The organism is Enterococcus sp. DIV2453a, assembly GCF_050533535.1.
In the GTDB taxonomy this organism is placed as follows: Bacteria; Bacillota; Bacilli; order Lactobacillales; family Enterococcaceae; genus Enterococcus; species Enterococcus faecalis.
Genome location: NZ_CP172899.1, coordinates 803,932 through 830,081, shown reverse-complemented (window position 1 = coordinate 830,081; position 26,150 = coordinate 803,932). Strand labels below are relative to the sequence as shown.

The following is a 26,150-nucleotide window of genomic DNA, read 5'->3' as shown; positions in this document are numbered from 1 at the left end:
AGGTTGCTGTTTTCAGGAAAAGGTTGTACACTATTAGCAGAAATTAAAAAGGACGTGTCATTTATGAACGACAAAGAACAAAGTCGCTTTTCAAAAATCACGAAAGTCGTGGTTTGGCTAATGCTGATCGCAATTGTAGGTTCAACTGTTTTAACAGCGATTCTTAGTCTTTAAACTGGAGAACTTTTTCACACATTAAAAGTAAAAAAACAGCCCCTTCTATCAATTGAAGGGGCTGTTTTTTTTACTTGCTCAAATAGAGCGGCTATTTTTTCGCCATCGCCAACAGCTCTTGTGCATGTTCAATGGTTAATTTCGTAATTTCACTTCCTGCGAGCATACGCGCAATTTCGTTTACTCGCTCTTTTTCAGATAAAATTCGGACGCTTGTTTCTGTCCGACCCGCCACAATTTCTTTTTCAATAAAATAATGTTCATCGGCAACGGCCGCCACTTGTGGCAAGTGCGTGATACACAACACCTGCGAATTTTCTGAAATTTGATAAATTTTATCGGCAATCGCCTGTGCTACACGGCCACTGACTCCTGTATCCACTTCATCAAAAACAATACTAGTGATCCCTTGCGTTTGAGAAAAGATTGTTTTCATAGCTAGCATCACTCGCGAAAGTTCTCCGCCAGAAGCCACCCGAACTAACGGTTTTAATGGTTCCCCTGGGTTAGTAGTAATATAAAATTCTACTCCGTCTAAGCCATTTTCTTGTAAATGCTCAAGTTCTGTAAAGCGGACTTCAAATTCCGTTCGCTCCAAATACAGTTCTTTTAATTCGGTTAAAATTTGTTGTTCGAGCTCTTTTGCTAGGCGCTTTCGTTCTTTTCGTAAAGCTAACGCTTGTTGATGAGCCGCTTGTTGTTTCTCTGCAAGCAACGCTTCTAAGTCGCCTGTACCACCTTCCAAAAAATCAGCCTCTGCTAACTCTTTGGTAATTTCTTCATAGTAAGATAAAATCGTTTCGATCGAATCACCATATTTACGTTTCATTTGACGGATTAATTCCAAACGATTTTCTACTTCATTCAAGCGGCCTTCGTCTAGTTCTAAGCCATCAATCAACCTAGAAAGATCTCCACTGGCTTCTTGTAGTAAGTAGTAAGCATTTTGAACAGTATCTGACAATGTTTTATATTCTGAATCAAGGGATTCAATCGAAGCGAGTTCATTCATACTTGTTCCGATTTTATCCAAACTACTATCGTCTTCACCATTTAGTGCGGCATAACTAATCGTCAGTGCATCAGCAATCTTTTGAAAATTGTTCAGTTTATTGCGTTCTTCTAGCAATTGTTCTTCTTCGCCAGCCACTAACTGTGCACTAGCAATTTCATCACTTTGAAAATGAAGCATGTCCATTCTTTGGGCAAATTCTTTTTCATTTTTTTGTCGCTTTCTGACTTTGGCTTCGAGTGCGCGATACTCTTGATACGCCTGTGTATATTTTTCTTTGACTGCTAAAAGTTTTTTCCCACCAAATTCATCCAACATATCAATATGGCGTTCACTTTGCATCAATTCTTGATGTTCGTTTTGGCCATGAATATCTACTAAATATTCCCCAATTCTTTTTAAATTAGTAATGTTGACAATTCGTCCGTTGACACGGCAAACATTTTTACCAGAAGCGGAAATATCTCGTTGAATCACTAAAGAATCTTCTTCTGTTTCAATACCTAATTCTTCTAATAATTGCTTTAATTCTTGACTTTTCGGCATTGAAAAAAGTCCTTCTAAGGTGCATTTATTTGCTCCTTGACGAATATAGTCACTGGAGCCGCGTCCGCCTGTGAGTAATCCCATTGCATCAATAATGATGGATTTCCCCGCACCCGTTTCTCCCGTTAAAACAGTCATACCCATTTGAAACTCTAATTGTAACGAAGAGATAATCGCAAAATTTTTCACGGAAAGTTCTTGTAACATCTTGTTCACCTCATTCTTTATAGATAGCTTAACAGCTCTTTATGAAGTTTTTCTGCCGCCTCCTCAGTTCGTGCAATCATGAGAACACTATCATCATCGTTGATGACGGCAAAAAGTTTCTCTTGGTAATTCTTTTCGATTAAACTACCACACGCCGCTGCATTGCCAGGAATGGTTCGTAATACGACATATTTTTCCATTTGTTCTGCAGCTACAAAGGCATCTTTTAAAAGCTTTGCAAGTTTAGCACTCGTATTAGCTTGTGTCTCTAATGGAAGGCTATATCGATAACCCCCTTCTGCAGAAGGAACTTTAATCAGTTTCATATCTTTAATGTCGCGAGAAATCGTTGCTTGTGTAACAGCTACGCCCTTTTCTTGTAAATAGTTGACAAAATCTTCTTGCTTTTGAATATTTTTTTCAGTCAATAAACGTGTAATTAAACGGTGTCTATCTTGCTTTCTCATGGCGCCGCTCTCCTTTTCAGTTTACTCTTGCCCTCATCATAGCTTATTTTTATGCATTTTAAAAGATGAATTACTAGATTTATACAAAAAAGAAGCTTTCACCTATAGGCGTCCACTTCTTTCTTCTAACTTTTCTCATCATTCCGCTAATTTTTGATGCGCATGCGCGACAACTTCTTCAATGGATTCTGGCGCTTGATAGGATCCTTCCCCTTCAACAGAAACTAAATGTGCCAAAAATTCAATGTTTCCTTCGCCACCAGTGATTGGTGAAAAATCTAAGTTTTTCACATCATAACCGTTATTCATGGCAAAGCGTGTAATTTCCTCCACAACCATTTGATGGGTTTCTGGATCACGCACGATTCCTTTTTTCCCAACAAACTCTTTGCCAGCTTCGAATTGTGGCTTAATTAACGCCACCACACTACCACCTTTTTTCAAAATATCATGAAGAGGTGGCAAAATTAAGCGTAATGAAATAAAGGAAACATCAATCGTTGCAATATCCGGCACCCCTTCAGTGAAATCTTCAGGTTTACTATAGCGAAAATTGGTACGTTCCATTACCACCACGCGTTCATCTTGCCGAATTTTCCATGCTAGTTGGTTATAGCCAACATCTAAAGCGTAACTCAAACGAGCCCCATTTTGTAAAGCAACATCGGTAAAACCACCTGTGGAGGAACCAATATCTAGCATTGTTTTACCTTGAACGTTGATTGCAAAAACATTTAGTGCCTTCTCTAGTTTTAAGCCCCCACGAGAAACATAAGGCATTACTTGGCCCTTAGTATGTAAGGGTGTCTCCACAGAAATTTTTTCCCCTGGTTTATCTAAACGTTCATTTTTATCATTGTAAACCAAACCAGCCATCACGCTGCGTTTTGCTTTTTCTCGTGTTTCAAATAGTCCTTGATTAAACGCCAAGACATCGACGCGTTCTTTTTTCATAAGTGCCTTCTTTCTATCTCAATTGTAACTGAGTTAACAAGTTTGCTAAATGTTCTTCTGAAAAATTGGGAACATTTGCTTTGATTTTTTCTAAAACAGCGCTGCCCTCTGCTAATTGATGTGTTAGCGCATCTTTCGCGCCAGCAATCCCTAAAAGAGCTGGATACGTACTTTTATTCAACGCTTCATCTCGGCCTACTTTTTTACCTAAATCTGCTTCTGTACTTGTGGCATCTAATAAGTCATCACGAATTTGAAAAGCCAAGCCATAGTGATGCGCAAACTGTGTCAGTAAACCAATGACTTCTTCTGTTTGATTGGCTAATACGCCCCCAGCAATTAAGGCGAATTCAATTAGCGCTCCGGTTTTCTTTTCATGAACAGCCGCTAACTCTTCTAAAGTCAAGCTGACTTTTTCTCCTTCAATATCACCCATTTGGCCGGCAACCATGCCTTGATTCCCCGCTGCCTTTGCCAGTTGTTGCATCAGTAAAACTTTTTCACTTAAGCCTAATTGGCTCAAAGAAAGTAACTGAAATGCGCCTGTTAATAAGCCGTCCCCTGCTAAAATGGCAGTCGCTTCACCAAACACTTTATGATTGGTTGGTTTGCCACGACGTAAATCATCATCATCCATTGCTGGTAAATCATCATGAATTAATGAATACGTATGAATCATCTCTAAAGAGGCAGCCACTTGATAGTCTTGTGTTTCCATCTCTTTTTGAAAAGCGGCCACTGTTGTTAACACTAATAGCGGGCGTAATCGTTTGCCACCTGCGTGTATTGAGTAGAGCATTGCTTCTTTCAAACGCTCATTTTCAGTATATTCTGCGATAAAATCGACCATGACTTTTTCAACCAACGGTAAATGCTGTTGACTAAAATTCGTCATTACGCTTCCTCGCTCTCTTCAAAAACAATTTCTTCATTGTTTTCTGTCATCATTTTCGTTAAAGTTTTTTCCGCTTTTTCCAATGTGTCTTGACATTGTTTACTTAATGCCATGCCCTCTTGAAAGGCAGCTAAGGCTTCTTCCAAAGGAACATCTCCTCGTTCTAAGCGCTGAACGATTTCTTCTAAGGCATTTAATGATTCTTCAAACGTTTTTTCTTTTGCTGGCATGTTAAAACTCCTCTTTTTTCGCTGTTATTGTTTCGACGTTTGCTTGAACTGTACCGTCAGCATAATGAATCGTTAATTGATCTGCTGGCTGTAACTCGGTAACAGTTTTAACGACACGGTCCTCTTTTGTAGTATAACTATATCCTCGACCCATAATTTTGAGTGGGCTGAGTAAGTCTAATTGTTGAACAGCAGACGTGAATTGCTTTTGTTTGTTTAGGAACAATTGTGTCATTTGTGTTTGCAAGTTTCGTTGTAAAAATGCCAATTGTTGCTGACTTTCTCTTAATTGTCCCTTTGGTGTCTGTTGTTGCAATTGAGCGATAATTCCTTGGGCTTGACGTTGTTTTTGGTGATGAATCGTTGTCATTGCTTGGAAAAGACGTTGCGTCATTCGATCTAATTTAATCGTTTGACCTTCATAAAGTCGCTCAGGTTGCTTAAACACATAAGAATTTTGTAGTCGTTGGAAACGTTCTGTTCGTTGTTGCAAGAGATATAAAAAGCTTTGTTCTAAACGACTACGCCGTTCACTAATTCTTAATAGTTCTTCATTTAAAACTGGTACCGCTAGTTCCGCTGCTGCCGTTGGCGTTGCTGCACGAACATCTGCTACCATATCGGCAATCGTCACATCTGTTTCGTGACCAACCGATGAAATAATCGGTGTGGTGGCAGCATGAATGGCCCGAGCCACTTTTTCTTCATTAAATGGCCATAAATCCTCGATTGAACCACCGCCACGGCCGATGATCATCGTATCAAAATCGCCTTGCGCATCGGCTCGCTGAATGTTCCGCACAATGTCATCCGCCGCCTGATCGCCTTGGACCAAGGTTGGAAAAAGGACCAGTTGTGCAATCGGATACCGTCTTTTGACTGTCGTAATGATATCCCGAATAACAGCACCACTAGGACTTGTAACCACAGCGATTCGTTTGGGATAACGAGGCAACTGTTGTTTAGGCCCTTCAAAAAGTCCTTCTTTTCCTAGTTTTTCTCTTAATTCTGCCAATGCTTGATAAAGTGCACCGACACCATCTGGTTCCATATGTTCAATATAAATTTGATAGGAGCCGCTGTTTTCATAAAGCGAAATCCGCCCCACCACCATGACTTTCATGCCTTCTTTTGGTTGAAACTTCAATTTTTGAAAGGCTGATTTAAACATAATTGCAGAAATCTTCGCATGATCATCTTTTAAACTGAAGTACTGATGCGCGTTCGCTCGGAAGCGAAAGTTCGAAATTTCACCTGTTAAATAGACACGTCCTAAGTAAGGGTCTGCATCAAATTTACGTTTTAAATACTTCGTTAAGGCTGTTACTGTTAAATACTGTTGCGTCATTTTTTCACCTTACTTTTGTTTTTTTGCTGCCTCGACTGTTTGATACATTAACATGGTAATCGTCATTGGGCCAACACCTTTGGGAACCGGCGTGATATAGCTTGCAATTTCAGAAACTTCATCGAATGCTACATCACCAATCAGTTTTCCTTCTTGATTGCGATTCATACCCACATCAATCACTACCGCACCTGGTTTCACGAACTCTTTGGTGACAAAATGCCCGCGTCCAATTGCTACAACTAAAATATCCGCTTCTTTTGCAACTTCTGCTAAATGTTCAGTTTTAGAATGGGCAATCGTCACGGTCGCATTTTTCATTAACAATAATTGTGCCATTGGCTTGCCAACAATATTACTTCGACCAATAACCACCGCACGTTTACCTGTTAAATCAATATCATAGGCTTCAAACATCTTCATAATTCCATACGGCGTGCAAGGAATCATTTCAGGTTTGCCTACAAACAAACGGCCTAAATTCATTGGATGGAACCCATCTACATCTTTTTTGGGATCAATTGCTAATAAAATCTTTTCTTCATCAATATGTTTTGGCAAAGGTAGTTGTACAAGAATGCCATGAAAGCGTGAATCTTGATTATATTTGTCAATCTCAGCCAATAATTCTTCTTCTGAAATAGTTTCTGGCAGTTTTTCGACCTTTGACAGAATGCCAATTTTGGCTGCTGCACGTTCTTTATTTCTCACATACGTTTGGCTGGCAGGATTTTCCCCAACTAATAAAACAACTAATCCTGGTTGGATGCCTTGTTGTGTCATCTTTTCTACATCTTTTTGAATCTCTGCTTGCATTTGATCTGCTAATTCACGACCGTTAATTACTGTACTCATTCCTTCGCTCCCTCTATTGTTTCTTTACTTCTTTAATAGTATTTATTTTAGCATATAACCCAGTATCTTAACACCAGTTAGATAGTAAAAAAAGATTCAGAGCTTACGCCTCTGAATCAATTTCTTTCATTACATTTGATAACACACCATTAACAAATTTACGTGAACGGTCGTCGCTGTATTTTTTACTTAACTCAACGGCTTCATTTAATGCCACAATGTTTGGCACATCTGAAACGTATAGCATTTCAAAAATAGCTAAGCGTAAAATAACAATATCTATTTTTGCTAAGCGTTGCATAGACCAGTTATTACCTAAATGGTTCGTAATTACTTCATCTAATTCTGCTTTGCGGCTACACACACCACCGACAAGTAAATCTAAATACGTAGGAACTAGGTCTTCGCCATCTTCACTGACGATTTCCCGATTATCATAAGCCAATGCATAATCAATGGCATCTTGTTTGGTTAAATCAGCATTAAAATCTAAAGGAAAAAGGGCTTGGAGCGCTTTTTCACGAATCTCGTGACGGGTTAATTCTGTTTTACTCATTCTCTTCTCCATCTTCATCTTCTGGGAATAATTCATTTAAGTCTGGTTGAGGGATTTTTTCAGGTACTACCGCTACAACATGAATATTCACTTCAACTAAATCAATATCTGTCATAAATAAGACTTGTTGTTTCACACGGTCTTGCATTTCTAACGCAACTTTTGGTACAGAAACACCGTAGTTCAAGTAACAATAGATATCGACTTTTAAGCCTTCTTCTTCTGTTCGTAAATATACACCTTTGCCGTGTGCTGCACGGCCTAATAATTCATTCACATTATTGGCGAACGTGCCACGCATCCCATAAACACCCTCTACTTTTGAAGCAGCGATTCCGATAATTACTTCAATGACTTCAGGAGCGATCACGATTTCTCCTAAAGAATCGTTTGCATTGATTACAAGATTTTTTTCTTCTGACATTTGGTTGTCCTCCTTATCTATTACGCACAAAATCGTTAAATAAACGATTTATTTGATGAATCACTAAGTCTCTTAAGGATTCTCTTTTAAGCAACGGATGATTCTTAAAAATTAAAACAACACTGGTTTCTTCAGTTAGTTGTGAAAGAACGTCCAAATTTTGCTTATCAATACTCGTTCTTAGTTTATCATTAATTAGCCTATTTCGCTACCAGAAAAGCTAAGTTCTAACTAAAAGAACAGATAATTTCTTGTCATAAATTTCTAATTCAAGCCTTTAGACGTAAAAATAAGAAAGACCAAGTAATTTTGGCTTTCTTATTTTTACATCTTTATTCTTCAGGATAACGTTCCATTAGTTTCGTCCGATGCTTTTGCATAATCATTTCTAAAGAGATGTCATATTTATCGGCTAAAATAAATAAATTATCCAACACATCGCCTAACTCTTCCGTTAAATTTTCCAGATTCTCTTCATCCGCCAAAACTGTTTCATCCGGTCGATCACGGCCAATTTCAATTGTCCGAATGGCCCGACACACTTCGCCGACTTCTTCTGTTAAAAAGTTGGAACGAATGAACGGATCATATTGATACCAGTTACGTTTTTTATAAAACGCGCTAATAAACCGCTGATACTCTTGGATATCCATATTCTCCCAACCTTTATAAAATGATTAATTCTTTTGGCGCATGTGTCAATACACGATTACCTTCAGCAGTAATTAATAAATCGTCCTCAATACGCACGCCACCAATTCCTGGCAAATAAATTCCAGGTTCGTCCGTAATCACATTCCCTGGTACAAACTGTTTGTCTGCTCGGAATGAAACATTTGGTCCTTCATGAATTTCTAACCCAATGCCATGACCAGTGCTGTGACCAAACGCATCGCCATAGCCATAGGAAGCAATATGATCCCGTGCAATCGCATCTAATTGAATGCCCGTCAACCCAGGTTTAGCTTCTGCTAACACTTTTAATTGTGCTTCTAAAACAATATCATAAATTTCTTTTAGTTTTGGCTGAATACTACCAATAGCGAATGTCCGTGTCATATCAGAAACATAGCCTTCATAATAACAGCCGAAATCCAAAGTGATTAAATCACCTTTTTCGATGACTTTATGGCTAGCAACGCCATGTGGCATCGCTGAACGTAGACCGCTGGCCACAATTGTCTCAAAAGAAACACCACTGGCTCCTTTTGAACGCATGAAGAAATCTAATTGATTAGCCACTTCAATCTCTGTCATTCCAGGTTTAATCATCTCTAAGACAAAGGCAAATCCTTGATCCGCGATGGCACACGCTTTTTCAATAATCGCTACTTCTTCTTCATCTTTCACTTCTCTTAATTCTTCAATCAAACCCATTACAGGAACTAATTCACATGGTAAAATTTCTTCCAATAAGCTATAATCAGCGAAACTAACTTGCGTTTCTTCAAAAGCTAAATTATCTAATTGCAAACGTTCAGCTAAATCTGCTACTTCGTCAAAAATATGTCCTGTGTTTTTAACGATAGTAAAACCAGTTGCTTGTTCCGCAGCTTGTTCCGTATAACGAAAATCCGTTACAAAAAAAGCTTTATCTAATGTAATCATTGCCAAGCCTGTTGTCCCAGTAAAATTGGTTAAATAACGTAAATTATACGGACTTGTCACTAAAAATCCTTGTAAATTATTTTCTTTCATTAACTCCCGTAACTTTTCGACTCTTGCCATCATTGGTTCGACCTTCTTTCTTTTTTCTCATTTTTCATTATAGCAAATTTACTTCAGAAAAGCATGAATCACCAAAAAGCTTCATTGAGAAAGTTTACTGAAAATTTTACCTTTCCTTATTTTTTGCTTAACACTTTTGTAGTAAACTAATTTAGCGACTTCAAGGAGGAAATTATGAACGTTTATTTATTTCTGGCACTATTTTTCATTATTATCGGCATTTTAAGCTATAGTTTTTTTATTGAACCTAACTGCTTAGTCATACACAAAAATCAAATTAAAGTAACAGAATCAGGGAAAACCTTACGGATTGTTCAACTCTCTGATATTCATTTAAAAAAGAATTATTCTGTGAAGGCCTTAAAACAGATTGTTGAAAAAACAAATACATTACAACCAGACATAGTCGTTTTTACAGGAGACTTATTTGATGATTATGCCCGTTTCGGTATCGAAATTCAGGATGAGGTGTGTCAACTTTTCCGTAAAATTAACGCCCCTTATGGCAAATTCGCTATTTATGGCAACCACGAATATAGCGGGTTAGATACCAATTTTTACGAAACAATCTTAGAAGCTGCCGACTTTACCGTACTAAAAAACACGGGCAAATTACTGCCTGTCTCACACCGTATCTCCTTGTACGTCGCTGGTTTAGAAGATTCGTTATATGGACAAACCGACTTAGCTGCAGCTTTAGTCAACCGCCCTACTGGAACGCCCACTCTGCTACTAACCCATGAGCCAGATGTCGCAGACTCAGCAGTCAACAAAAACATTGACCTCATTTTAGCAGGACATAGTCACGGCGGACAGATTCGCTTGCCTTTTTTCACTTACAAAAATCAGCTTGCTAAAAAATATACACATGGGCTTTATCATTTAGAAGATGAAACGCCGCTAATTGTTCACCCAGGAATCGGAACCACTAAAATCAGCGCACGCTTTGGTGTCTTACCAACGATTGAACTGATTGAGTTAACTATTTAACTATGCATTAAAAAGACCGCCCCACGTTAGAGAAAAATTCTCACGTTGGACGGTCTTTGATTATGTTCGATTAATGATGAAAATCTTGCTCGTGATCTTCTTCTACTTTCGCTTTTCCTAGCGTATAAAATTTGCTGCCATTTAACCCGAGAATAAATAGCACAACCACTAGTAAAAGAATTGATAAAGATAACAATAAGGTCTGCAAGCCATCGCCATGCGCAACCATTAATTGACGTAAAATTGCGGTTAAACAAATTAAAATCAAATAACGAATCGGAATATGGTGTCCTTCTTGAATATAGCGAAGAATCATCATAATAAACTCAAATAACATAAAGAATGAAATAATTTCTTGCATGATAACTGAAAAATTATCCGGCGTCATTGGCTTCATGAGATATGTAGCGAGGTCAACTAAATAACTAGCCATAAATACTAATAAGAAAACTCCTAAAATCCCTAATACAATATCCAAAATCAAATTCACGTACTTCTTTACTACACTAAAATTCTTCTGCATAATACCCTTCTTTCTTTTGACTCAATTATTTTATAACATGCTTGTTATTACATTAAATATATCATCAATTAACCTTGTCAGACAAGCAGTTAAACCCAATGTGAGATTTTTTTTATTTTAAGATCTTCCTCTATTTCCGTCTAACCCTTTAACAAGACAAAAAAAGCTGAATCCGCAGATTCAGCTTTTTAATCGTATTAGTTAGCTACTGGATAAACTGATACTTTAAGATTTATTTTTTCTAATAATCCCTAACTTTATTCAACGCTTATAAAATAGGCATTTGTATTAAGTGCTATATTCTGATAATTCCTATATTTTCTTAAAAAGTATGGTCAAAGTATGGTCATTTCATACCTAGACGAATAAAAATAATCTTAATATAATATAGTTAACTACTAGCAAGGAGTTGATTTCTATGAAACCAAATTATGTAGGAACAATTCATAAAATTAAGGTATTAACTACTTATCCAGAAATGTTAGTCCGCTTTTCTTTGCAAACTCAAAAAGAGACTATCAACTGCATTATTTCTAAAAAAGAATTGGCGGATGAATTACTCATGTTACCTGATGGCACAGAGCTTGCTGTTTATGGTAGGTATAATCAAAAAAGGCAACTAGTTGTGGTGAAAATGTGTGTGCGGAAAATACAAAAAACTATTCCTTAAAAAAGGAATAGTTTTTATTTTTACATATATTGTTCTACATGTTCAATTTCTTTTTGTAATTCTTTTTCATCGTACTTATCATACTTACCAGCTTCGTGTGCAATCTTTTTAATTTCATGCATGGCTCTTTTCTCAACAAGCCATTTTTTCATACTATGTTTTTTTGCATCTTCATTTAGAGAATCTAATTCTTCTAAATTTGAATCCAGTTTGTTCAAAACATCTGCAATTTTTACTAATGCTTTTGCTTCTTTTTCTTCATAGTTTGACATAATAGATAACACTCCTTAAACATTTGATACTTTAAGTCTACTCCTCTATTATTTTATTTGCAAATAAAAATATATGGACCATACAGGACTCGAACCTGTGACCGAACGGTTATGAGCCGTTTGCTCTAACCAGCTGAGCTAATGGTCCAAGTAAGAACCACCTTATTGGGGATAAAATAGTTCTTACTGGTTATAGCTTGATATATAATAATTTTACTTTACTGATTTTCAATTTTCAACAAAAAAACGACCGTCTTATTGAGAAAAGGCGGTCTGCGTGAAAAAATAAGAGTTTAAATATGTATCAATATTTTACAATATCTGTTTTTTGAGTTCAATAATTTTTATGTAAAAAGTTGCCGCCTCGTTTGGGAAAGGCGGCAATAAGTAGTAATAAAACAAAAAGTTTGGTAAACATATTTTACCGCTTTCTTTTTTAAATTTCAACAAAAAAATGCACCTATCTTAGGACTTGGAAAAAGATAGGTGCACCCTTCTTTTATTCTCATAAAAGAAGGTCAAATATGGAAATATCAAAAGGTAACTATATTTTAAATCAGATGCTTTTAAATTTCAAGCTATTTTACAACTGGACAAACAGTCTCTAAACGTTTGTACCATGGAGCATTTTTAGGCCATTTCTCTTTACCAAAGAACGGTATTTCTTTTCCGTTGTTCTCTCTGTATACTGTTTTTATTACTTCTGCCTCATCGCCATGATATAAACGTCGGCAATTCACTCCATTACAGAAGAATGTAGCCCAGTGATCCCCGTTATCTTCTAATTTTCCTGTTTTACTATTAATTGGTCGTTGATATAAACAAAACATCGTTGCTTCTCTCCCTTTTATTGTATTTTGATTGTTATTACTTGAGTTGCTATTGTTTTCGTTTTGATTTCCCATATATTTTTTTATTTGGCTAATAAAATAGTCTTTTACTGCGTTTGTTTCTTTTCCATGCAATTCCCACGAACGATGAGGACATGCTGTAGGAACAAATTCTTTGTGCAATCTTACAGTATCTCTATTAGGTTGCATTCCCCAAAACTTCATATCTTCGGCTACTTGCTTAAATGTCATTTGCTCATTCGCTAAAAAGTCTGCATAGCTAGCGCCCATCGATTGACAAACCTCATAACCAACATAGTTCAAATTTCCATCTGAATTTGCTGTATGCCAAGCTGCGTTGAATGTATCTTCTACACGTGCAATTGTATTTCGATCAATATAATAATGAGCAAAACCATTCGCTAATTGCGTAGGAGACATTACAGCTAAAGCATTAACATATTGCGCAGCAGTCGCATAAATACTTCCTGCATCGTTATGAATGACAACGCCTTTTGGTGTTGCGTTGGGGCGTCTACCAGCAATTCCTCCACAAACAGATTGATTAATTACCTGTACCATCTTTCGGTTCACCTCCTTTATCATTTTCATCTTTTAATTTGCTTAGATGATTTTTAACCCAAGAAGGTAACGGAACACCTAGCTGCCCTAAGTTTTCTGTAATCGAAAGACCATAAACAGCAATGTAAAATAAAACAAAACCATCAGCAATAGATGAGAATCCCATTATTTTTAAATATGGATAGGTCACTATAACTAAACATACAACAAGTAAATGTTTAATTAATCCAGGTAATCCCTTTGTACTATTTCCTTCTTCCCTGTAGATTCCCTTACAAATACCTGTTGCAATATCTCCTAACACAATCCAAACAAACACTTGGATAAAGCCGTTTGAAATTAAATTTTTAAATTCTGCTATTAACGCTTGATTATCAATAATCACCATGTCTTCCACCTTCCAATAATAAAAACCGCTTAGCCTTTGCTAAACGGTTTTCCTGTCATTTTTGTAAATTCATCTTCTGTTATACAAAGTGGTACAAATTCTGCAACTTGTTCATCTGTAAAACAGCCCCAGTCATACATCATTTTAATGTCATCAAATGTAAACATTTTATTCCACTCCTTCTGCTAATTTTTCGTTAATTTCTTTTACCTGATTGGTTAATTGATTAATCGCAAGCATTGATTTTGCACTAATTTGCGCAAAATTATCTGCTTTCTTCGTTACTTCTGAAAGCTCTTTTTTTAAATTCATGTCATTAATCATAAGTTTTGAATTCAATTGTTTTAATTCCGCATTTTCGGCTTGTAATACCTCAATGTCGGTTGGTGGTGCGGGCTCTGGTTCTGGCACATTGTTAGGATCGTATATTAAGCTTGTCCCGTTCCAGCGATAATTATAAAAATCTGTTGGTTCTTTTTCTACTTCAAGTTCAATTTTATTCGGTTGTTCCATTGTGGAATATCCGTCTAAATAACCTTGAATATCATCAATCCAAATTTTCATGTTCTCTTTCCTCCTAGTATTCATAAATCGCACTTAACGCAAACATTTTACTGCCTGAACCAGCCGTATCACTAGAAGAGGCATTTAAGTCGTTTCCAGTAATTTTAGTATCCTTAATATATAAATATTTCCGTACTAAATTAGTATAGTATCCATGTAAAAGGAAAATAACTCCCCCAGAACCTGGATTCTGCGCATGCTGTTTAGGCACTAAGAAAAAGTGATAACACGCACCGTTCAAAGCTCCTTCTTTGGTATATTCTTGCCATTGTAAAATCCAACCATTCTCACACTGTGAAAGAGACTTAGAAGGTACTTGCCCATTTCCTGCAGCTCCGCCATACCATGCACCTGTCCACAACGGTTCTTTTTTGGTGATTTTTTGGAAAGTTCTTGAGGTGCTATCAACGGCTGCACCAATTTTATTGAAATTTTCTTCAATCGATTCTGCCCCGTTCTCCATCCCTCTATAAATTCTAGTTAAATCCATATTCACAACGTCCTTTCTTATAAAATTAAGTCAAATACAATAGATCGGCTATTCTGACCATCAATAAGTAAATACTTATGCTCATCAATTTTTACTGGTAGAGAATCTGTTTTATAATCTAGCGGAATAGTCACAATACATTCAGAAGAATTCACATGTTTTACCGTACATTGAATTGATTGAGAAGCACTACCGCCAAATAATCCTGTTGGTTCTGTACCTAAAGGCAGTACACCTATACCATGTGTCCAAGTACGAACATTAACGACTGGTTGAGCTCCTAAATTGTGAACAATAGTTACATCAAAACCAACTGGAATTACAGAAGCAATGATATTTTCAAAATATTCTAGCCGTTCATCTAACGTTTTAAAATTTCCCAAACGTTCACTACTTCGAGCATCGATAACTTCGCTATCTGTTGTAGCATTTGCGATTACATCTTTAAAACGTTCCTCTAAATTGGTTTGACGTTGTTCTACTTTAGATTGGCGTTTTTCTGTATTTTCAGAAATAGCCTTTATTTTATTAAATAAAACACTGGTATACTCCATCATACGAGCTAAAGATTCTCGAACATGTCGTCGATACATCTTTGTTCGAATCCACAAAGCGAACGTTTGAGAAATAGGATCAATCACACCGTTTTTTATTTCATCTTGCACCTCATCGACATCGGTCGGGTCTTGATAATCAACTGTTGTATTTGGTTCATTTGTTGGTCGAGTATCCTTAAATTCTTGTGCCAACCGTCTCACCTCTCTTATTTTTCTAATTTCTCTACGCGCTTAATTAAATCGTCTAACGCCTTTTTCATCTCAGTTTGAGCAGTACCTACAGATTCGACTGTATTTGTTAAATCACTTGCTAATTGTTTAAAGGCTTCCGTCGATTCTGTCACGGTTGTTGATAATTCACTGGTTAAGTCTTCCAAAGAACTAACTTTACTACTTTGAACAGATAAATCATTGTCAAATTCTTCCTGTCTTTTTATCAACTCTGATATGTTTTGAACTCCTGCCGTCGCAAATTTTTTTACGTTTACTAAATTGGATTGAATAGCTTTTATTTCGTTTTGATAATCGGTCAGTTTTTTCTTTTTCGAACCAATAGTCAAAGTAACCTTTTGCGGTTCTAAAATACTAAATTTTTTCTCAATCACTTGTAATCGTTCTACAGCATAAATAAATTGATTATCTACTTTATAACTGTTTCCTAAAGTGATTAATTCATACCGTTTATCCAATAGCCCTAACTCAATGGCTTCAACTGTCCAAGTTACCAACATCAAGCTTTGGTCTTTTAGCCATTGCAACCCTCGACGTTTTAAAATTGATGGGTCTTTGACATTTGAAAATTCTACAATGCCCGTGTTTAATCCAAATTTTTTGATTAACGCTTCATCATCAAGGTAATTCTTACCGCCATTTACTTTTTCGATGGTGTATTTAGGTCGTGAAAAATCTGTTCCCACTTCAATATCAGTATTTGACGTATCTTCAATATCTTGACCGACGGGCACAATCCTTGTAAACAATTCAGAAATATCAATATCTCGAGTAGCACTTTTTAGATTTTTGGTTAACTGTAAAGGAGTTTCACTGTTCACACCATAATTAGATAGATAATCTAAATAATTTATATTCCCAACACGTCGAAGTGTTAACGTACCGCCCAGCCTATCCAACAATTTTTCTTTAATGGTATCAGCTGTACTTTGATAGCCTAATCCTCTTAGCAAGTCCCCATTATCTACAACATTCACTTCACCAAGCCGAAACTGCTTATGCGCTTCAACTTGTTTATTGTGTGCATCGAGTATTTTTTGTAAATAAGCAGATACAGTCATCCGTGTTGGTTTCATATAGGTTTGAACAGAATCATATAAAAAAGCTTTCTCATCCTCCGCTAAGAGAGTTTGAGAAAAGCTTCCTGATGCTTCCATTTTATTCGTGATTTTAGCAACTCTACCATAAAAAATTTCTTTATTTCTTGTAACATCCACAATCTGGATAAAGTGAATAATCGGCTCAATCTTTTGATAGTATTTATTGTTAATATTAAAGGTAAATTCAAAAGTAGAAATTCCTAATCCGTTAAGCGATAAATATACTTCACTATCTTTGATTTTCTCACCATAGCTATATGGCTCATGAACAATCTTTGGATTCTTTCTGTTCGGATTATCAAACAATAATACTCGATACATTAGACCATCACCTCACTAGACATAAAGAAAGAGATATGACCTTCGCCATAAATAGTTAAGTGGTTAGTCCCTCTTTTTAATTTAAAGAAATAATCTTGCGATTCGCCTTTCGGAACTTTTATTGTTATTCCGTCATCAGTAGTTAATTGCATTGTAGACGTTGCCTTTATTGTTGGACTAGAAGCATTTGCTCCCATATTGATAAGAAAAATTTCTCTTTTTCCGTGAATATAGTAGCCTGTCCAATTGTCGGCGCTATCGTCTGTGAAATAGTCATCGTCAAAGACATCGGAATAAGAAATATTTTCCCTTAAAGCAAAAGGATACACGTCAAATTCTACGGTTAACGTTAATGAATTACTTGACGAGTCATCTTCTGCTTTCACACTTTTGCATTTTCCATACCAGCGAAGCCCTGAACGTAACCAAGAATCATCAATGTAATCAATTCCATCCATCATCAATTCTTCTTTTACTTTCGCCTCTAATGCCTTTCGTTCTTCGTATGGCGTATTAGGTCGCCAAAAAGTAACAGTGACAATGCGATTACTAAAAATTCGTTCTCCTGTAAGCATGGAAAAATCATACTGACCTTGCATGAAAGGGATCTGTTCAATAATTTCCACTTCTTCCGCTGAAGGAGCATCGTGTTCAATAATGTAGAAACCGTGTTCTTTGCTATTAAAACGACCTTTGGCCATATATTCTACAATTTCAATCAACTACGATACCTCCCATCTTGCTTTTGTTGTTCTGCTAAATTAAGATTCATTGGGCTACCTAGCGCTCCCACTACTTGGCCAGTATCCATCACAACAGTTAAATGTCGTATTTCTTCTAAAATTTCTACCATTTTTCCCATTGGCGTATTATCTATAGAGTGTTTTACCTCAATTGCATTTGAACGTTTCATCAAACGGCTACCCGTAATAGATTGATGAATACTTGAAATCATATCTTTTGCACTTTGTACGGCAACCGACGTATCTTCTCGAATACCTGCAGCTACACCTTGTGCAAGGAAAACACCAACATCATATTTCAATAGGCGTGATGGTGATTTAATTTTTGCTTTTTTCTGTGCTTCTGCATTAACGGCGGCTACTAAATTTTGCATAGCAGCCACTGCTTCGCCCTGACTTGCACGAATACCAGAAGCAACACCTCTAGCCATATTTGAACCTACAGGGCTCATATCTACAGAACCTGCACCCTGACTTACCGCATTTCCTAAAGACCTTCCAGCATTATTTGCAGGGGGTAACTGAGTTAAATATCCTTGAATTGTTGCCGCACCTAGCTGACTTCCAGAATTCTTCGCATTTCCTTTTTCAGAATTCGTTCCAGCATTTGTCTGTTGAGCATTGCTTTTACCAGCATTTTTATGTTCATTACTTTTACTTCTTGTTCCAGAAGCAGCTGCACTACTATTATCAGCGGCAGCTTTCTTAGAATTAGATTTTTGCGAAGATTGACCACTATTCATCGAAGACATCAATTCTTTACCAACATTATTAAGTTGTGTTTTCCCAGAGTTTAATCCATCAATTAACTGGTTTTTTCCGTCTTGACCATTTCTAAATAAGTCAGGAGGCAACGCTTGTAAAGTATTAACAATGTCAGCTCTTGACATATTCGCCCACTTCGTTGGATCATTACTTTGCAATCCCTGAACTAGTCCGTTAGAGCCATCAATCCCTCGTTGACGTAGCATTCCTGCCAATAAAGCCATTTGTTGGTCAATGCTAGCACCATTATTTACATAAGATTGATAAATGCCTAAAAGCTGTTGGTCTGTAACGCCTTTAAGTTGTGCTAAATTATCAGCTGTCACTGCAATTTTATTTGCACCATTTTGTGAAATAATCGCTAGAAGTTGAGCTCCTTGCTCTAATTCACTTTGTCGTATTTGAGCATTTTGCGTTTGTAATTGTGTAATTTGATTTTGGAAAGCTGCTTTTTCAGATTCCGTTTTTGCTTGGTTCTTTTGTATTTCTAGTTGCTGAATTTGGGCGTTATTTTCTTGCACTTGTTGCGCTTGAATTTCTCCAAGCGTTCGCAAGCTTGTCAAAGTTTGTTCTTTTTCTTGCTCGCTTAATGCTTGTTTATTAGCCAACTTATTCATACCAGCCTCAACAAATTGTTGGTTCTGTTGTAATAATTGATCCCGAATAATATTCGTTTGATTTTGCAAAGTAGCTCTTTGCTGTTCTGTCAATTCTTGACCCTCTACTGTTTTATTATTCTTCAATTGGTTAGAATAATCAGTATATACCTTCAATAAATCACTATTATTCGTTTGAACAGCTTTCATATACTGGCTTGAAGCATTGGCAAAAATCTTTTGCTTCTCTGCTTCTGATTTTCCTTCTGCCGCTTCAATTTGCTTGTTATAGGTTTCAACAGCCTTTTTCTGTTGTTCCTTTAAATTCGTAACTAAATCAAGTGTATTCTTGAAATAAGTTTCTACGCCAGCCGTACTACCATTTTGCTGTGAGAAAAGTTCAGTCATTGCCTGTTTAGCTTCATCAAGTTTTGAAGAATAATTTTCAACACTTGAAGAGGCTTCTTCCATATTTAACGAAATTGCTTTCGTAGTGTCTTTGGACTTTTCACCTAATTCTTCGGTGCTTTTAGCAGCCTTTTTTAAGGCAGAATCAGAAAACATTGTATCCCAATCTTTTTCTATATCAGATAAGCTTTTCTTCATATCTTTAAATGCTTTATCAGCACCTTTAGAATCGCCTTTTAATCGTTTCCAAAGTCCTTTTACACCGTTTGAAATTGCCATTATTGCATTTACTACCGTTTTTCCTACAGTAACGATAGCACGTAATCCATCTACAAAACCTGCTATTGCAAAAGTGACACCAACAATTGCTCCAGTACCTAACCATTTAAAGGTATTTCCTAATCCTTTTATTGTTTTAGTAACACTCGAGGAGCTAGGAAGTACACTTTTAAACGATTTTACTATTCCGCTAAAAGCAGTTTTCACGTAGCCTTGAATGTTCATAAAATTGGATTTCCAAGCTTGCACTACACCAACTATCGTAGCGGTTATTGCTACTAAAATTGCTGTTATGGGATTGCTCAACATAGCTCCTGTTAAACTAGCTATAGATCGTATACCCGTTACCGCAAATGTTCTAAAACCTCCACCTGCTTTTGAGGCAGCTACGCCAAGCCCTGATAAAACCGTTCCCGATTTGCCAGCTGCAGAGGATAGGTTTCTTAGCGACCCTACAGGATTAATAACAACAGAGGCAAATTTCGCTAACTTACTGTTAGATAATTGTAAAGAAGCAGAAAAAGAACGGAAAAAGTTAGTAACTTTATTCCCTTCCCCTAGCATATTTAGCTGTCTTTGGCTTGCTCGTAGATTTGCTCTAAATGTATCTAACGTAGGAAAAAGACCTGAAATAGTCTCTCCTAACGTGGTAAATCTTGTTAGTACATTTACATTGACTCCCGCATTTTCAAGCCCAACCAGATTTGCTTTATATTTAGAAACAAACCCTTTTACAGCTTGTAATGCGCTATTAGAACCCCTAATAATAGGATTATTGATAAATTTCTTCCACTTGCTATCGATATTTCCCGCGGTTTCAAACATTGTTGAAATTGTTTTTCCGAAAATGCTTGTCATTTTTCCAAAGACTTTTAACACGGGACCAACTGAAGCTGCTAACGCAATCATTTTCATTATATATTCTTGAGTTTTAGGATTGGCTTCTGAAAAAGCTTTTGCCATCTTTCCTAAAGTTTCAACTAAAGGTTTAGAAGCCTGTAGTGCACTTCTTAATGCATCTACAAAAGGACCACCTAAATCTATTCCCATATTTACGAATTCATTTTTTAACATTCCAAGTTTTGCTTCAGTTGTCTCGTAACGCTTACCAGCTTCATTTGCTAGAGCTGTATTTTCTTTAAAAGCTGAATTACCTCGTTTTACAGCACCTTCAAAGACATCACTTGCATTAGCCGCACGTAATAAACTATCACGTAATCTAACTTCTGTAATTCCCATATCATCTAACACTTTAATAGCTGATATTCCGTGTTTTTCTGAGTCTTTTAAGCCCTGGATAAATTCAATTAATGCTTGAGATGGATTGCTTTTGAATAATTGTGCAAACTCTTCTCCAGTTCGACCTGTTACATTCGCGAAATCTTCCAGACTACCTGAAGCTTTACTGGCTTCTTTATACATTTTTTTTAATTCTGAGGTAGGTATTCCCATTTGCTTAGAAACTGCCGTCAGTTCTTTTCCACCCCAGTTTACAGCATGCACAAAAGATTCCCAAGACACGCCTTGCTCCGCTACTGCTTGTTTCAGCGGCGCAAAAGCTTCAACACCTGTTTCTGTTGCTAATTGCATTTGAACCATTAACCGAGAGAACGCTGAACCACCCGCTTCGGCCTCTATACCAACAGATGATAGCGCCGCTGCAAAACCTACAATATCTCCTTCAGTCATACCAATTTGTTTTCCTGCACCAGCTAAACGTAAGCCCATCTCTGTAATCTCTGATTCGGTAGTCGCTAAATTATTCCCTAAGTCAACAATCGCTGAACCAAGGTTGCTAAATTTATCTTGTGACATACCTGTAATGTTAGCAAAACGAGCTAGGGAAGTAGCTGCTGAATCGGCTGACATGTTTGTTGATTCGCCCATATCGATCATAGTTTTGGTAAATCCTACAACTTTATCAGTTTGGATACCTAATTGCCCCGCCGCTTCCGCAACGTTTGCAATTTCTGTGTGACTTGCGGGCAATTCTTTTGCTAAATCTCTAAGGCCTTTTTCTAAATCATCATAAGAATAAATGACTTTACCGTTAGAATCGATCATCTCATCGTTGGTCTTTTTAACTCCAGTAAAGGCGCTTTCCCATTTTACCGCTGCGGTTGTTACTGCACCAACGGCGCCCGCAATTGGAAGTGTGATACCTTTAGTCATAGAATCGCCAACTTTTTCAATGCTTTGACCGATACTTGCGGTTTTATCACCGAAACTTTTCATCGCACCATTCACTGTATTCAAATTACTAGGAATATCAGAAGCGTTTGAGCTAAGTTTTTTTAGCGAAGATACAGCACCGTTCATCGCACTGGTAAAATTGTTATCACGTGCTGTAAGTATGGCTGTTACCGTTTTACTTTGTGTCACGTTTTTTCCTCCTTTCCTCAACAATTTTTCTTGCTTGTTCTAATCGACGAGCGTTTTCTTCTAGCTCACTTAGCTTTTCCGCTTCTCGTTGCGAAATTTCACCTCGTACATCGCGTTCAAGCTTCTCAAAGTCATAGACATCTTTCACTTCGTTAAAAATATAGCGTTGTCCTTTTTCGTCTGGCGTTGTAAAAATACGTGTAGCTAACGCGTTAACGTATAGCTTCCTTTCTTCGTTAATTGCTCGTAAATTTACAGCTTTTATCCGTAAATAAAATTCATAAGGAGTCATACGCTCAATTTCTTTTAAAGTGATATTGGGGAAATGTTGAAAACATGTGACAACTATTTCGTCATAATCTAGGCTGTCGTTTCTTGTTGATTGGCTTGAATCTGTTCCATGTAAGCCATGATTTTTTTGATTGCTTCTAGTGCTTTTTTCGTCCGAAGAGCCGTTAACGGTGCTTGCTCCAAGAAAGAGATAAAATTTTCAAACAACGTTAAAGCCTCTTCCGACGTTTCTAAGTAGTCGTCAATTTCTTTCGTTGTTAAGTCATCATAAGTAATTAACGCTGCGTGCATTAATTTTTGAAAGGCAAAAGCATCGCCATCTTGTAACCCTCCGATCAGTTGGACAAAGCCGTCTACTTCTTCAACGTCAGGTTTTAATGCGTTAATTTCGTTTAAAAATTTAAAACCGAAAATCAAAGGATATTTTTTTCCGTTAATTGTTGCGACAGGTTTTACGTTTGTTGACATGTAAAATTCCTCCTAAAAAAGCGACAATGCCTTCACATTGCCGCCTACTTCCTGATTTTTAATTATGGTACTAATGCTAATAAATCTGTTTTCGTTGTTTTTCCTGTAAAATCAATACTGTGAGCAGTTAACCATTCTTTGATTTCAGGAATAGTATTTGCTTCTGTTGGTTTATTTTCCAAAGAGCGCCCCGCCAATACGGTAAAAGCTGGAATAGCTACTTTTTCAGATTCTTTTTCATCTTGCACACGTACAATATGATATGTTCCTGCTGCTACTTTTGCTCCTGCATCAAGTCCTGTAATAGTTAATGGACTTGCTCCTTCAACTACTTTTTCACTACCTTTGTAAATACGATAAGTATTTGCCATGATTATTCTTCCTCCTTCACTTTTACAACGGCACCATCTGATGTCGGCGTTACACTTTCAACTTTAGGTACTTCAATTGTTTTTGGTGTGTATTTTTCTACAGGCTCTTCTGGTTCCGCACCAGCCACTGTGTCGTAGAAGAAAGCACGCGCAAGTTCTTCATTTTCGGCGTCAACCGTTGCCCAACCTTCTACTAGGTCACCATTTAAAACTAGAGTTGGTTTAATACTTGAATTAGAATCGGACTCGGCAGAATCTCCGAATGAATCCAACAAGCCTGTGCCAAATTCCGCTTCGTATTTTCCTGTTTTTGGGTCTTTTTTATCAAAATTAATGCGCCATACATCAATTTCTAGCCCGTTACGATACGCATATTTCAACATGTTGTATGTTTCTGTGCCTGTCCGTAAAAATTCCATTTCGATGGAAGCTGACGGCATTCCTGATGTAGGAACATTCCCGTCTTTTGTTGATTGTGTATCTGTTTTTGTTTCTGACTTATATTCGTGTGAAATTTCTAAAGCTAACAACTTCGCTGCTGTTGTCGCACGTTCACGTGTTAGTCGAAACATTAACTTAATTTTTTTACCTTGAATTGCTTTTTCCATTTCGAGTTTCCTTCTTTCTTATTCAAATTCTAACGTGATGTCAAGTACACCGTGTGCAAGGCTCGTACCAAAATTGGTTGTATTTTCATAAATTACTTCTGTGCTACTTTCTGTCACTAACCAATTAAAGTTCTTAGTCTGATGCAATTCATGAACGATTTTTCGCACATCGGCTAATACTTGATTTAATTCTCGACGTTTGTCGTCATGATCATAAACATGAATCATAATATTTGTTGAACCTAACGTTCTTGTTTTTGTTTGTCTATCCTTAGACCATTGTTCACCTAAGAAAACAAACGGGTAAGAAGCGTCGTCATCTGGCAAATGCCCATAGGTTTCATAGCCTGTTTGCTCCAAAGTGACAAATAACGCTTCGTAAAGTTCTGAATACGGGTCTTTAAAGGTCATTTTACTAACGCCTCCATATTATCAAGAAATCTTTTAGCTGCTGCTGTATGCCCTTTTTTCATATAGAAACGTCCGTACATATAACGCGTTCCATATTCTACATATGCTGAATAGTCAGCCATCGCTTCAACTTCGCCAGTCATTCCGTCATCTTTAATAGAAGGTGTCTCACTTCGTTTTAAGTATCCACTTCTGACTGGTGTTTCTTCTGCAATTTGATTTGCCATATAAGCAGTATCATTTTTGACGACCTCTTTTACATCGTCTAGCTTTTTCGCTTCTTCAATCGCTTCGATTAAATCATCCAATCCTGAAATATCTACTCGGTAAGTCATCGATATTCACTTCCATAAACCGAAGTTCCTTTACTAACACGCAAATTTTTAACAACGGTAAATTTTCGATTTTTTTGTTCTTCTTCGTCGTAGTATTCAAGAAAACCTGAACGAATTGATAGGCGGTCTCTAAAACGAAAAATGACCATCTGCTCCTTTATGTTAGGGAAAATGGTCATTTGTTTTTCCGTTCCGACTTCGGTTACACTGCCTATTAGTTTTTCCAAAATCAGCTCGTGCTTTTTGTTGTAGTAATTAATGCAGGTTCTCATAAAAAGGACACCTTCCTTTTACGAATCAAGCCTTGTTCTTCAAGATAATCGTTAATCTCATCTTGAAATTCCCCGAAGTCGTCCAAATTATAAGAAATTGTTTCTTCTGATTGAGAATGTTGTTCCATGCCTTCAAAACCTAAACGGTTGTAACGTTTCACTACAATTGATGGAACAATATAGTCCAATTTTTCTGGTATCTCATCTGTTTTTAGCTTTACTAGCAGTTGCTTTTCAGTAATGTCCCAGATTTTGATAATTTTTGCCTTATCTTTTTCGTAGGTATCCTCTGAAATATCCAGTAGTACGCGATAATCTGAAAGAGTCATTTTTTCACCTACTCTGCTTCAATAACTGCCCCATCTGCCGTTGGTGTTACCTTTTTAACGGTCGGGGCGCTTACTTTGAATCGTAAGAAACGTAAATGGCAGGACGAGCTTTTTCAGTTACGATAGCATCATAATAGTTTAATCCTTTGATGGTGTCTCTGTAGCCATCACGGTCTTGTGAAGCTGGAATTAGATCAATAGAGTTGTATTTTTCAACTGGCGAACAAACCATCAAAGGCACAAGAATATAATTAATTTTCTTCGTAGAATCTACCTGTAAACGAGATTTGGCTACTTTTTGAATAATAGTATCGGAACCGTCTAACTGCGCAACTTTACGGTTAATACCTGAAATTTGTTGCTCGTTCGTAGTAAATGTTTTTGAAACACCTTTTGCATTTTTTAATGCTGAATAGTAGTCAGTGGATACAAACATAATAAACGGACCGACAATTTCTGCATCTGTCATATACGCTTCTGCCGCATCATATGAAGCCAAAGCATTTTCTGTAGTAATGGTTTCTTTTACCGTTTTTCCAACGTATTTTCCTTCGCTATTATCATCCGCTGCTTCCGCAAATGCCGCTTCTAATAGGCGTTGTACCGCAACGCGATCTTTTTCAGGAATCGCAACTAAACGAGTGTGTTCTTCCACAATCGCTTGAACTTCATAGGAAGCATTTTCTGATTGATCTAATGTGTCTAAGTCATAACCAAACCAACGTTCTTTCTCTAGTTTGACCGTTTCTTTTGCCACATCAATTTTAGAACGTTTATTGTCTTCGTTACGTTTATAATCACTAGCAGTAAAACCTTTCATTTTGTTGATGCGGACTTCTTTTGCGCCTACAAAATCCGCTTCTGTTACTGCAGCAGCCCCACCTTTCAATAAATCCCAAACTTGCGAGCCTGCAGCAAATTCTTTGTCAATTGCTTTTAAATCTTTGCTATCTAAAATAACTGGCATAATTTTTCATC

General features: G+C 37.0%; 34 protein-coding genes and 1 tRNA gene. 3 read left to right on the top strand and 32 right to left on the bottom strand.

Going from position 1 to position 26,150, the window contains the following annotated elements:
- The first annotated feature begins 63 nt into the window (after positions 1-63).
- Entirely contained in the window at positions 64-174 is a 111-nt protein-coding gene (locus IGK03_RS04220; protein ID WP_002383399.1) for a DUF4044 domain-containing protein, read from the top strand.
- A 91-nt stretch (positions 175-265) separates the two neighbouring features.
- On the opposite strand, the gene recN is transcribed toward IGK03_RS04220, so the two are convergent.
- From recN to IGK03_RS04165, 11 genes are all read right to left on the bottom strand, one after another.
- Positions 266-1,939: a DNA repair protein RecN gene (gene recN, locus IGK03_RS04215; RefSeq protein WP_002397924.1), complete on the bottom strand. Its 1,674-nt coding sequence runs from the start codon at positions 1,937-1,939 to the stop codon at positions 266-268.
- Between the two features lie 17 nt (positions 1,940-1,956).
- The gene (locus IGK03_RS04210) at positions 1,957-2,406 is read right to left on the bottom strand and encodes an arginine repressor (protein WP_002358881.1); all 450 of its coding nucleotides are present in this window, start codon (positions 2,404-2,406) and stop codon (positions 1,957-1,959) included.
- 138 nt (positions 2,407-2,544) lie between these two features.
- Positions 2,545-3,360 (bottom strand): TlyA family rRNA (cytidine-2'-O)-methyltransferase, encoded by an 816-nt coding sequence (locus IGK03_RS04205; protein WP_002364633.1) that lies wholly within the window; start codon positions 3,358-3,360, stop codon positions 2,545-2,547.
- Between the two features lie 13 nt (positions 3,361-3,373).
- On the bottom strand, positions 3,374-4,255 hold the full coding sequence (locus IGK03_RS04200; protein ID WP_002355879.1) for a polyprenyl synthetase family protein: 882 nt from the start codon (positions 4,253-4,255) through the stop codon (positions 3,374-3,376).
- Positions 4,255-4,485, bottom strand: coding sequence for an exodeoxyribonuclease VII small subunit (locus IGK03_RS04195; RefSeq protein ID WP_002355878.1), 231 nt, complete (start codon positions 4,483-4,485; stop codon positions 4,255-4,257). Before IGK03_RS04195 ends, IGK03_RS04200 begins: the two co-directional genes overlap by 1 nt.
- Position 4,486: 1 nt before the next feature.
- Complete coding sequence (xseA, locus tag IGK03_RS04190; protein WP_002395762.1) at positions 4,487-5,833, bottom strand: exodeoxyribonuclease VII large subunit; 1,347 nt, start codon at positions 5,831-5,833, stop codon at positions 4,487-4,489.
- 9 nt (positions 5,834-5,842) lie between these two features.
- The gene (locus IGK03_RS04185) at positions 5,843-6,688 is read right to left on the bottom strand and encodes a bifunctional methylenetetrahydrofolate dehydrogenase/methenyltetrahydrofolate cyclohydrolase (RefSeq protein WP_002355876.1); all 846 of its coding nucleotides are present in this window, start codon (positions 6,686-6,688) and stop codon (positions 5,843-5,845) included.
- A 103-nt stretch (positions 6,689-6,791) separates the two neighbouring features.
- Positions 6,792-7,244, bottom strand: coding sequence for a transcription antitermination factor NusB (nusB, locus tag IGK03_RS04180; protein WP_002355875.1), 453 nt, complete (start codon positions 7,242-7,244; stop codon positions 6,792-6,794).
- Positions 7,237-7,668, bottom strand: a complete 432-nt coding sequence (locus IGK03_RS04175; RefSeq protein WP_002355874.1) for an Asp23/Gls24 family envelope stress response protein — start codon at positions 7,666-7,668, stop codon at positions 7,237-7,239. The genes nusB and IGK03_RS04175 overlap by 8 nt, the downstream gene beginning before the upstream one ends.
- 332 nt (positions 7,669-8,000) lie before the next feature.
- On the bottom strand, positions 8,001-8,321 hold the full coding sequence (locus tag IGK03_RS04170; protein WP_002355872.1) for a MazG nucleotide pyrophosphohydrolase domain-containing protein: 321 nt from the start codon (positions 8,319-8,321) through the stop codon (positions 8,001-8,003).
- A 13-nt stretch (positions 8,322-8,334) separates the two neighbouring features.
- Positions 8,335-9,399, bottom strand: a complete 1,065-nt coding sequence (locus IGK03_RS04165; RefSeq protein ID WP_002390179.1) for a M24 family metallopeptidase — start codon at positions 9,397-9,399, stop codon at positions 8,335-8,337.
- 171 nt (positions 9,400-9,570) lie between these two features.
- Between IGK03_RS04165 and IGK03_RS04160 the strand changes: the two genes are divergently transcribed.
- Positions 9,571-10,386, top strand: coding sequence for a metallophosphoesterase (locus IGK03_RS04160; protein ID WP_010775677.1), 816 nt, complete (start codon positions 9,571-9,573; stop codon positions 10,384-10,386).
- A gap of 70 nt (positions 10,387-10,456) precedes the next feature.
- On the opposite strand, the gene psiE is transcribed toward IGK03_RS04160, so the two are convergent.
- Positions 10,457-10,909 (bottom strand): phosphate-starvation-inducible protein PsiE, encoded by a 453-nt coding sequence (psiE, locus tag IGK03_RS04155; RefSeq protein WP_002355869.1) that lies wholly within the window; start codon positions 10,907-10,909, stop codon positions 10,457-10,459.
- Positions 10,910-11,327: 418 nt separating this feature from the next.
- Here psiE and IGK03_RS04150 point away from each other — a divergent pair, with 418 nt between their 5' ends.
- Positions 11,328-11,579 carry a hypothetical protein gene (locus IGK03_RS04150; RefSeq protein ID WP_002363390.1) on the top strand — a complete coding sequence of 84 codons (252 nt, stop codon included), beginning with the start codon at positions 11,328-11,330 and terminating at the stop codon, positions 11,577-11,579.
- 20 nt (positions 11,580-11,599) lie between these two features.
- Here the strand turns inward: IGK03_RS04150 and IGK03_RS04145 are convergent, their stop codons facing one another.
- From IGK03_RS04145 to IGK03_RS04050, 20 genes are all read right to left on the bottom strand, one after another.
- Positions 11,600-11,851 (bottom strand): hypothetical protein, encoded by a 252-nt coding sequence (locus IGK03_RS04145; RefSeq protein ID WP_002403783.1) that lies wholly within the window; start codon positions 11,849-11,851, stop codon positions 11,600-11,602.
- 74 nt (positions 11,852-11,925) lie between these two features.
- Positions 11,926-11,999: transfer RNA gene (locus tag IGK03_RS04140), tRNA-Ile, on the bottom strand.
- Positions 12,000-12,429: 430 nt separating this feature from the next.
- Positions 12,430-13,263 (bottom strand): peptidoglycan recognition protein family protein, encoded by an 834-nt coding sequence (locus IGK03_RS04135; RefSeq protein WP_010710708.1) that lies wholly within the window; start codon positions 13,261-13,263, stop codon positions 12,430-12,432.
- Positions 13,247-13,651 carry a phage holin family protein gene (locus IGK03_RS04130; protein WP_010710709.1) on the bottom strand — a complete coding sequence of 135 codons (405 nt, stop codon included), beginning with the start codon at positions 13,649-13,651 and terminating at the stop codon, positions 13,247-13,249. The genes IGK03_RS04135 and IGK03_RS04130 overlap by 17 nt, the downstream gene beginning before the upstream one ends.
- 29 nt (positions 13,652-13,680) lie before the next feature.
- Positions 13,681-13,818: an XkdX family protein gene (locus IGK03_RS04125; protein ID WP_002363386.1), complete on the bottom strand. Its 138-nt coding sequence runs from the start codon at positions 13,816-13,818 to the stop codon at positions 13,681-13,683.
- A 1-nt stretch (position 13,819) separates the two neighbouring features.
- Positions 13,820-14,239 (bottom strand): hypothetical protein, encoded by a 420-nt coding sequence (locus tag IGK03_RS04120; protein WP_002390182.1) that lies wholly within the window; start codon positions 14,237-14,239, stop codon positions 13,820-13,822.
- The gene (locus tag IGK03_RS04115; RefSeq protein ID WP_085443394.1) at positions 14,229-14,705 is read right to left on the bottom strand and encodes a hypothetical protein; all 477 of its coding nucleotides are present in this window, start codon (positions 14,703-14,705) and stop codon (positions 14,229-14,231) included. The genes IGK03_RS04120 and IGK03_RS04115 overlap by 11 nt, the downstream gene beginning before the upstream one ends.
- Before the next feature lie 17 nt (positions 14,706-14,722).
- Positions 14,723-15,463, bottom strand: a complete 741-nt coding sequence (locus tag IGK03_RS04110) for a hypothetical protein (protein ID WP_002366376.1) — start codon at positions 15,461-15,463, stop codon at positions 14,723-14,725.
- A gap of 5 nt (positions 15,464-15,468) precedes the next feature.
- A complete protein-coding gene (locus tag IGK03_RS04105) occupies positions 15,469-16,914 on the bottom strand; it encodes a phage tail spike protein (RefSeq protein WP_002366375.1) in 1,446 nt (481 codons plus the stop codon).
- Positions 16,914-17,636 (bottom strand): hypothetical protein, encoded by a 723-nt coding sequence (locus IGK03_RS04100; RefSeq protein WP_002366374.1) that lies wholly within the window; start codon positions 17,634-17,636, stop codon positions 16,914-16,916. The genes IGK03_RS04105 and IGK03_RS04100 overlap by 1 nt, the downstream gene beginning before the upstream one ends.
- On the bottom strand, positions 17,633-22,087 hold the full coding sequence (locus IGK03_RS04095) for a phage tail tape measure protein (protein ID WP_002368227.1): 4,455 nt from the start codon (positions 22,085-22,087) through the stop codon (positions 17,633-17,635). The genes IGK03_RS04100 and IGK03_RS04095 overlap by 4 nt, the downstream gene beginning before the upstream one ends.
- Positions 22,074-22,379: a hypothetical protein gene (locus IGK03_RS04090; protein ID WP_002366371.1), complete on the bottom strand. Its 306-nt coding sequence runs from the start codon at positions 22,377-22,379 to the stop codon at positions 22,074-22,076. Before IGK03_RS04090 ends, IGK03_RS04095 begins: the two co-directional genes overlap by 14 nt.
- Positions 22,380-22,447: 68 nt before the next feature.
- Positions 22,448-22,846 (bottom strand): tail assembly chaperone, encoded by a 399-nt coding sequence (locus IGK03_RS04085; RefSeq protein WP_002366370.1) that lies wholly within the window; start codon positions 22,844-22,846, stop codon positions 22,448-22,450.
- Between the two features lie 62 nt (positions 22,847-22,908).
- A complete protein-coding gene (locus tag IGK03_RS04080) occupies positions 22,909-23,217 on the bottom strand; it encodes a hypothetical protein (RefSeq protein ID WP_002366369.1) in 309 nt (102 codons plus the stop codon).
- A 2-nt stretch (positions 23,218-23,219) separates the two neighbouring features.
- Positions 23,220-23,825 (bottom strand): phage major tail protein, TP901-1 family, encoded by a 606-nt coding sequence (locus tag IGK03_RS04075; RefSeq protein ID WP_002364302.1) that lies wholly within the window; start codon positions 23,823-23,825, stop codon positions 23,220-23,222.
- Positions 23,826-23,843: 18 nt separating this feature from the next.
- Positions 23,844-24,236 carry a tail completion protein gp17 gene (gene gp17, locus IGK03_RS04070; protein ID WP_002363373.1) on the bottom strand — a complete coding sequence of 131 codons (393 nt, stop codon included), beginning with the start codon at positions 24,234-24,236 and terminating at the stop codon, positions 23,844-23,846.
- Positions 24,233-24,571 (bottom strand): HK97-gp10 family putative phage morphogenesis protein, encoded by a 339-nt coding sequence (locus tag IGK03_RS04065; protein WP_002363372.1) that lies wholly within the window; start codon positions 24,569-24,571, stop codon positions 24,233-24,235. Before IGK03_RS04065 ends, gp17 begins: the two co-directional genes overlap by 4 nt.
- Positions 24,568-24,798, bottom strand: a complete 231-nt coding sequence (locus tag IGK03_RS04060) for a hypothetical protein (RefSeq protein WP_227266026.1) — start codon at positions 24,796-24,798, stop codon at positions 24,568-24,570. The genes IGK03_RS04065 and IGK03_RS04060 overlap by 4 nt, the downstream gene beginning before the upstream one ends.
- Positions 24,799-24,839: 41 nt before the next feature.
- Positions 24,840-25,172, bottom strand: a complete 333-nt coding sequence (locus IGK03_RS04055; protein WP_002366366.1) for a phage head-tail connector protein — start codon at positions 25,170-25,172, stop codon at positions 24,840-24,842.
- A 70-nt stretch (positions 25,173-25,242) separates the two neighbouring features.
- Complete coding sequence (locus IGK03_RS04050) at positions 25,243-26,139, bottom strand: capsid protein (protein WP_104801993.1); 897 nt, start codon at positions 26,137-26,139, stop codon at positions 25,243-25,245.
- Positions 26,140-26,150 lie beyond the last annotated feature (11 nt).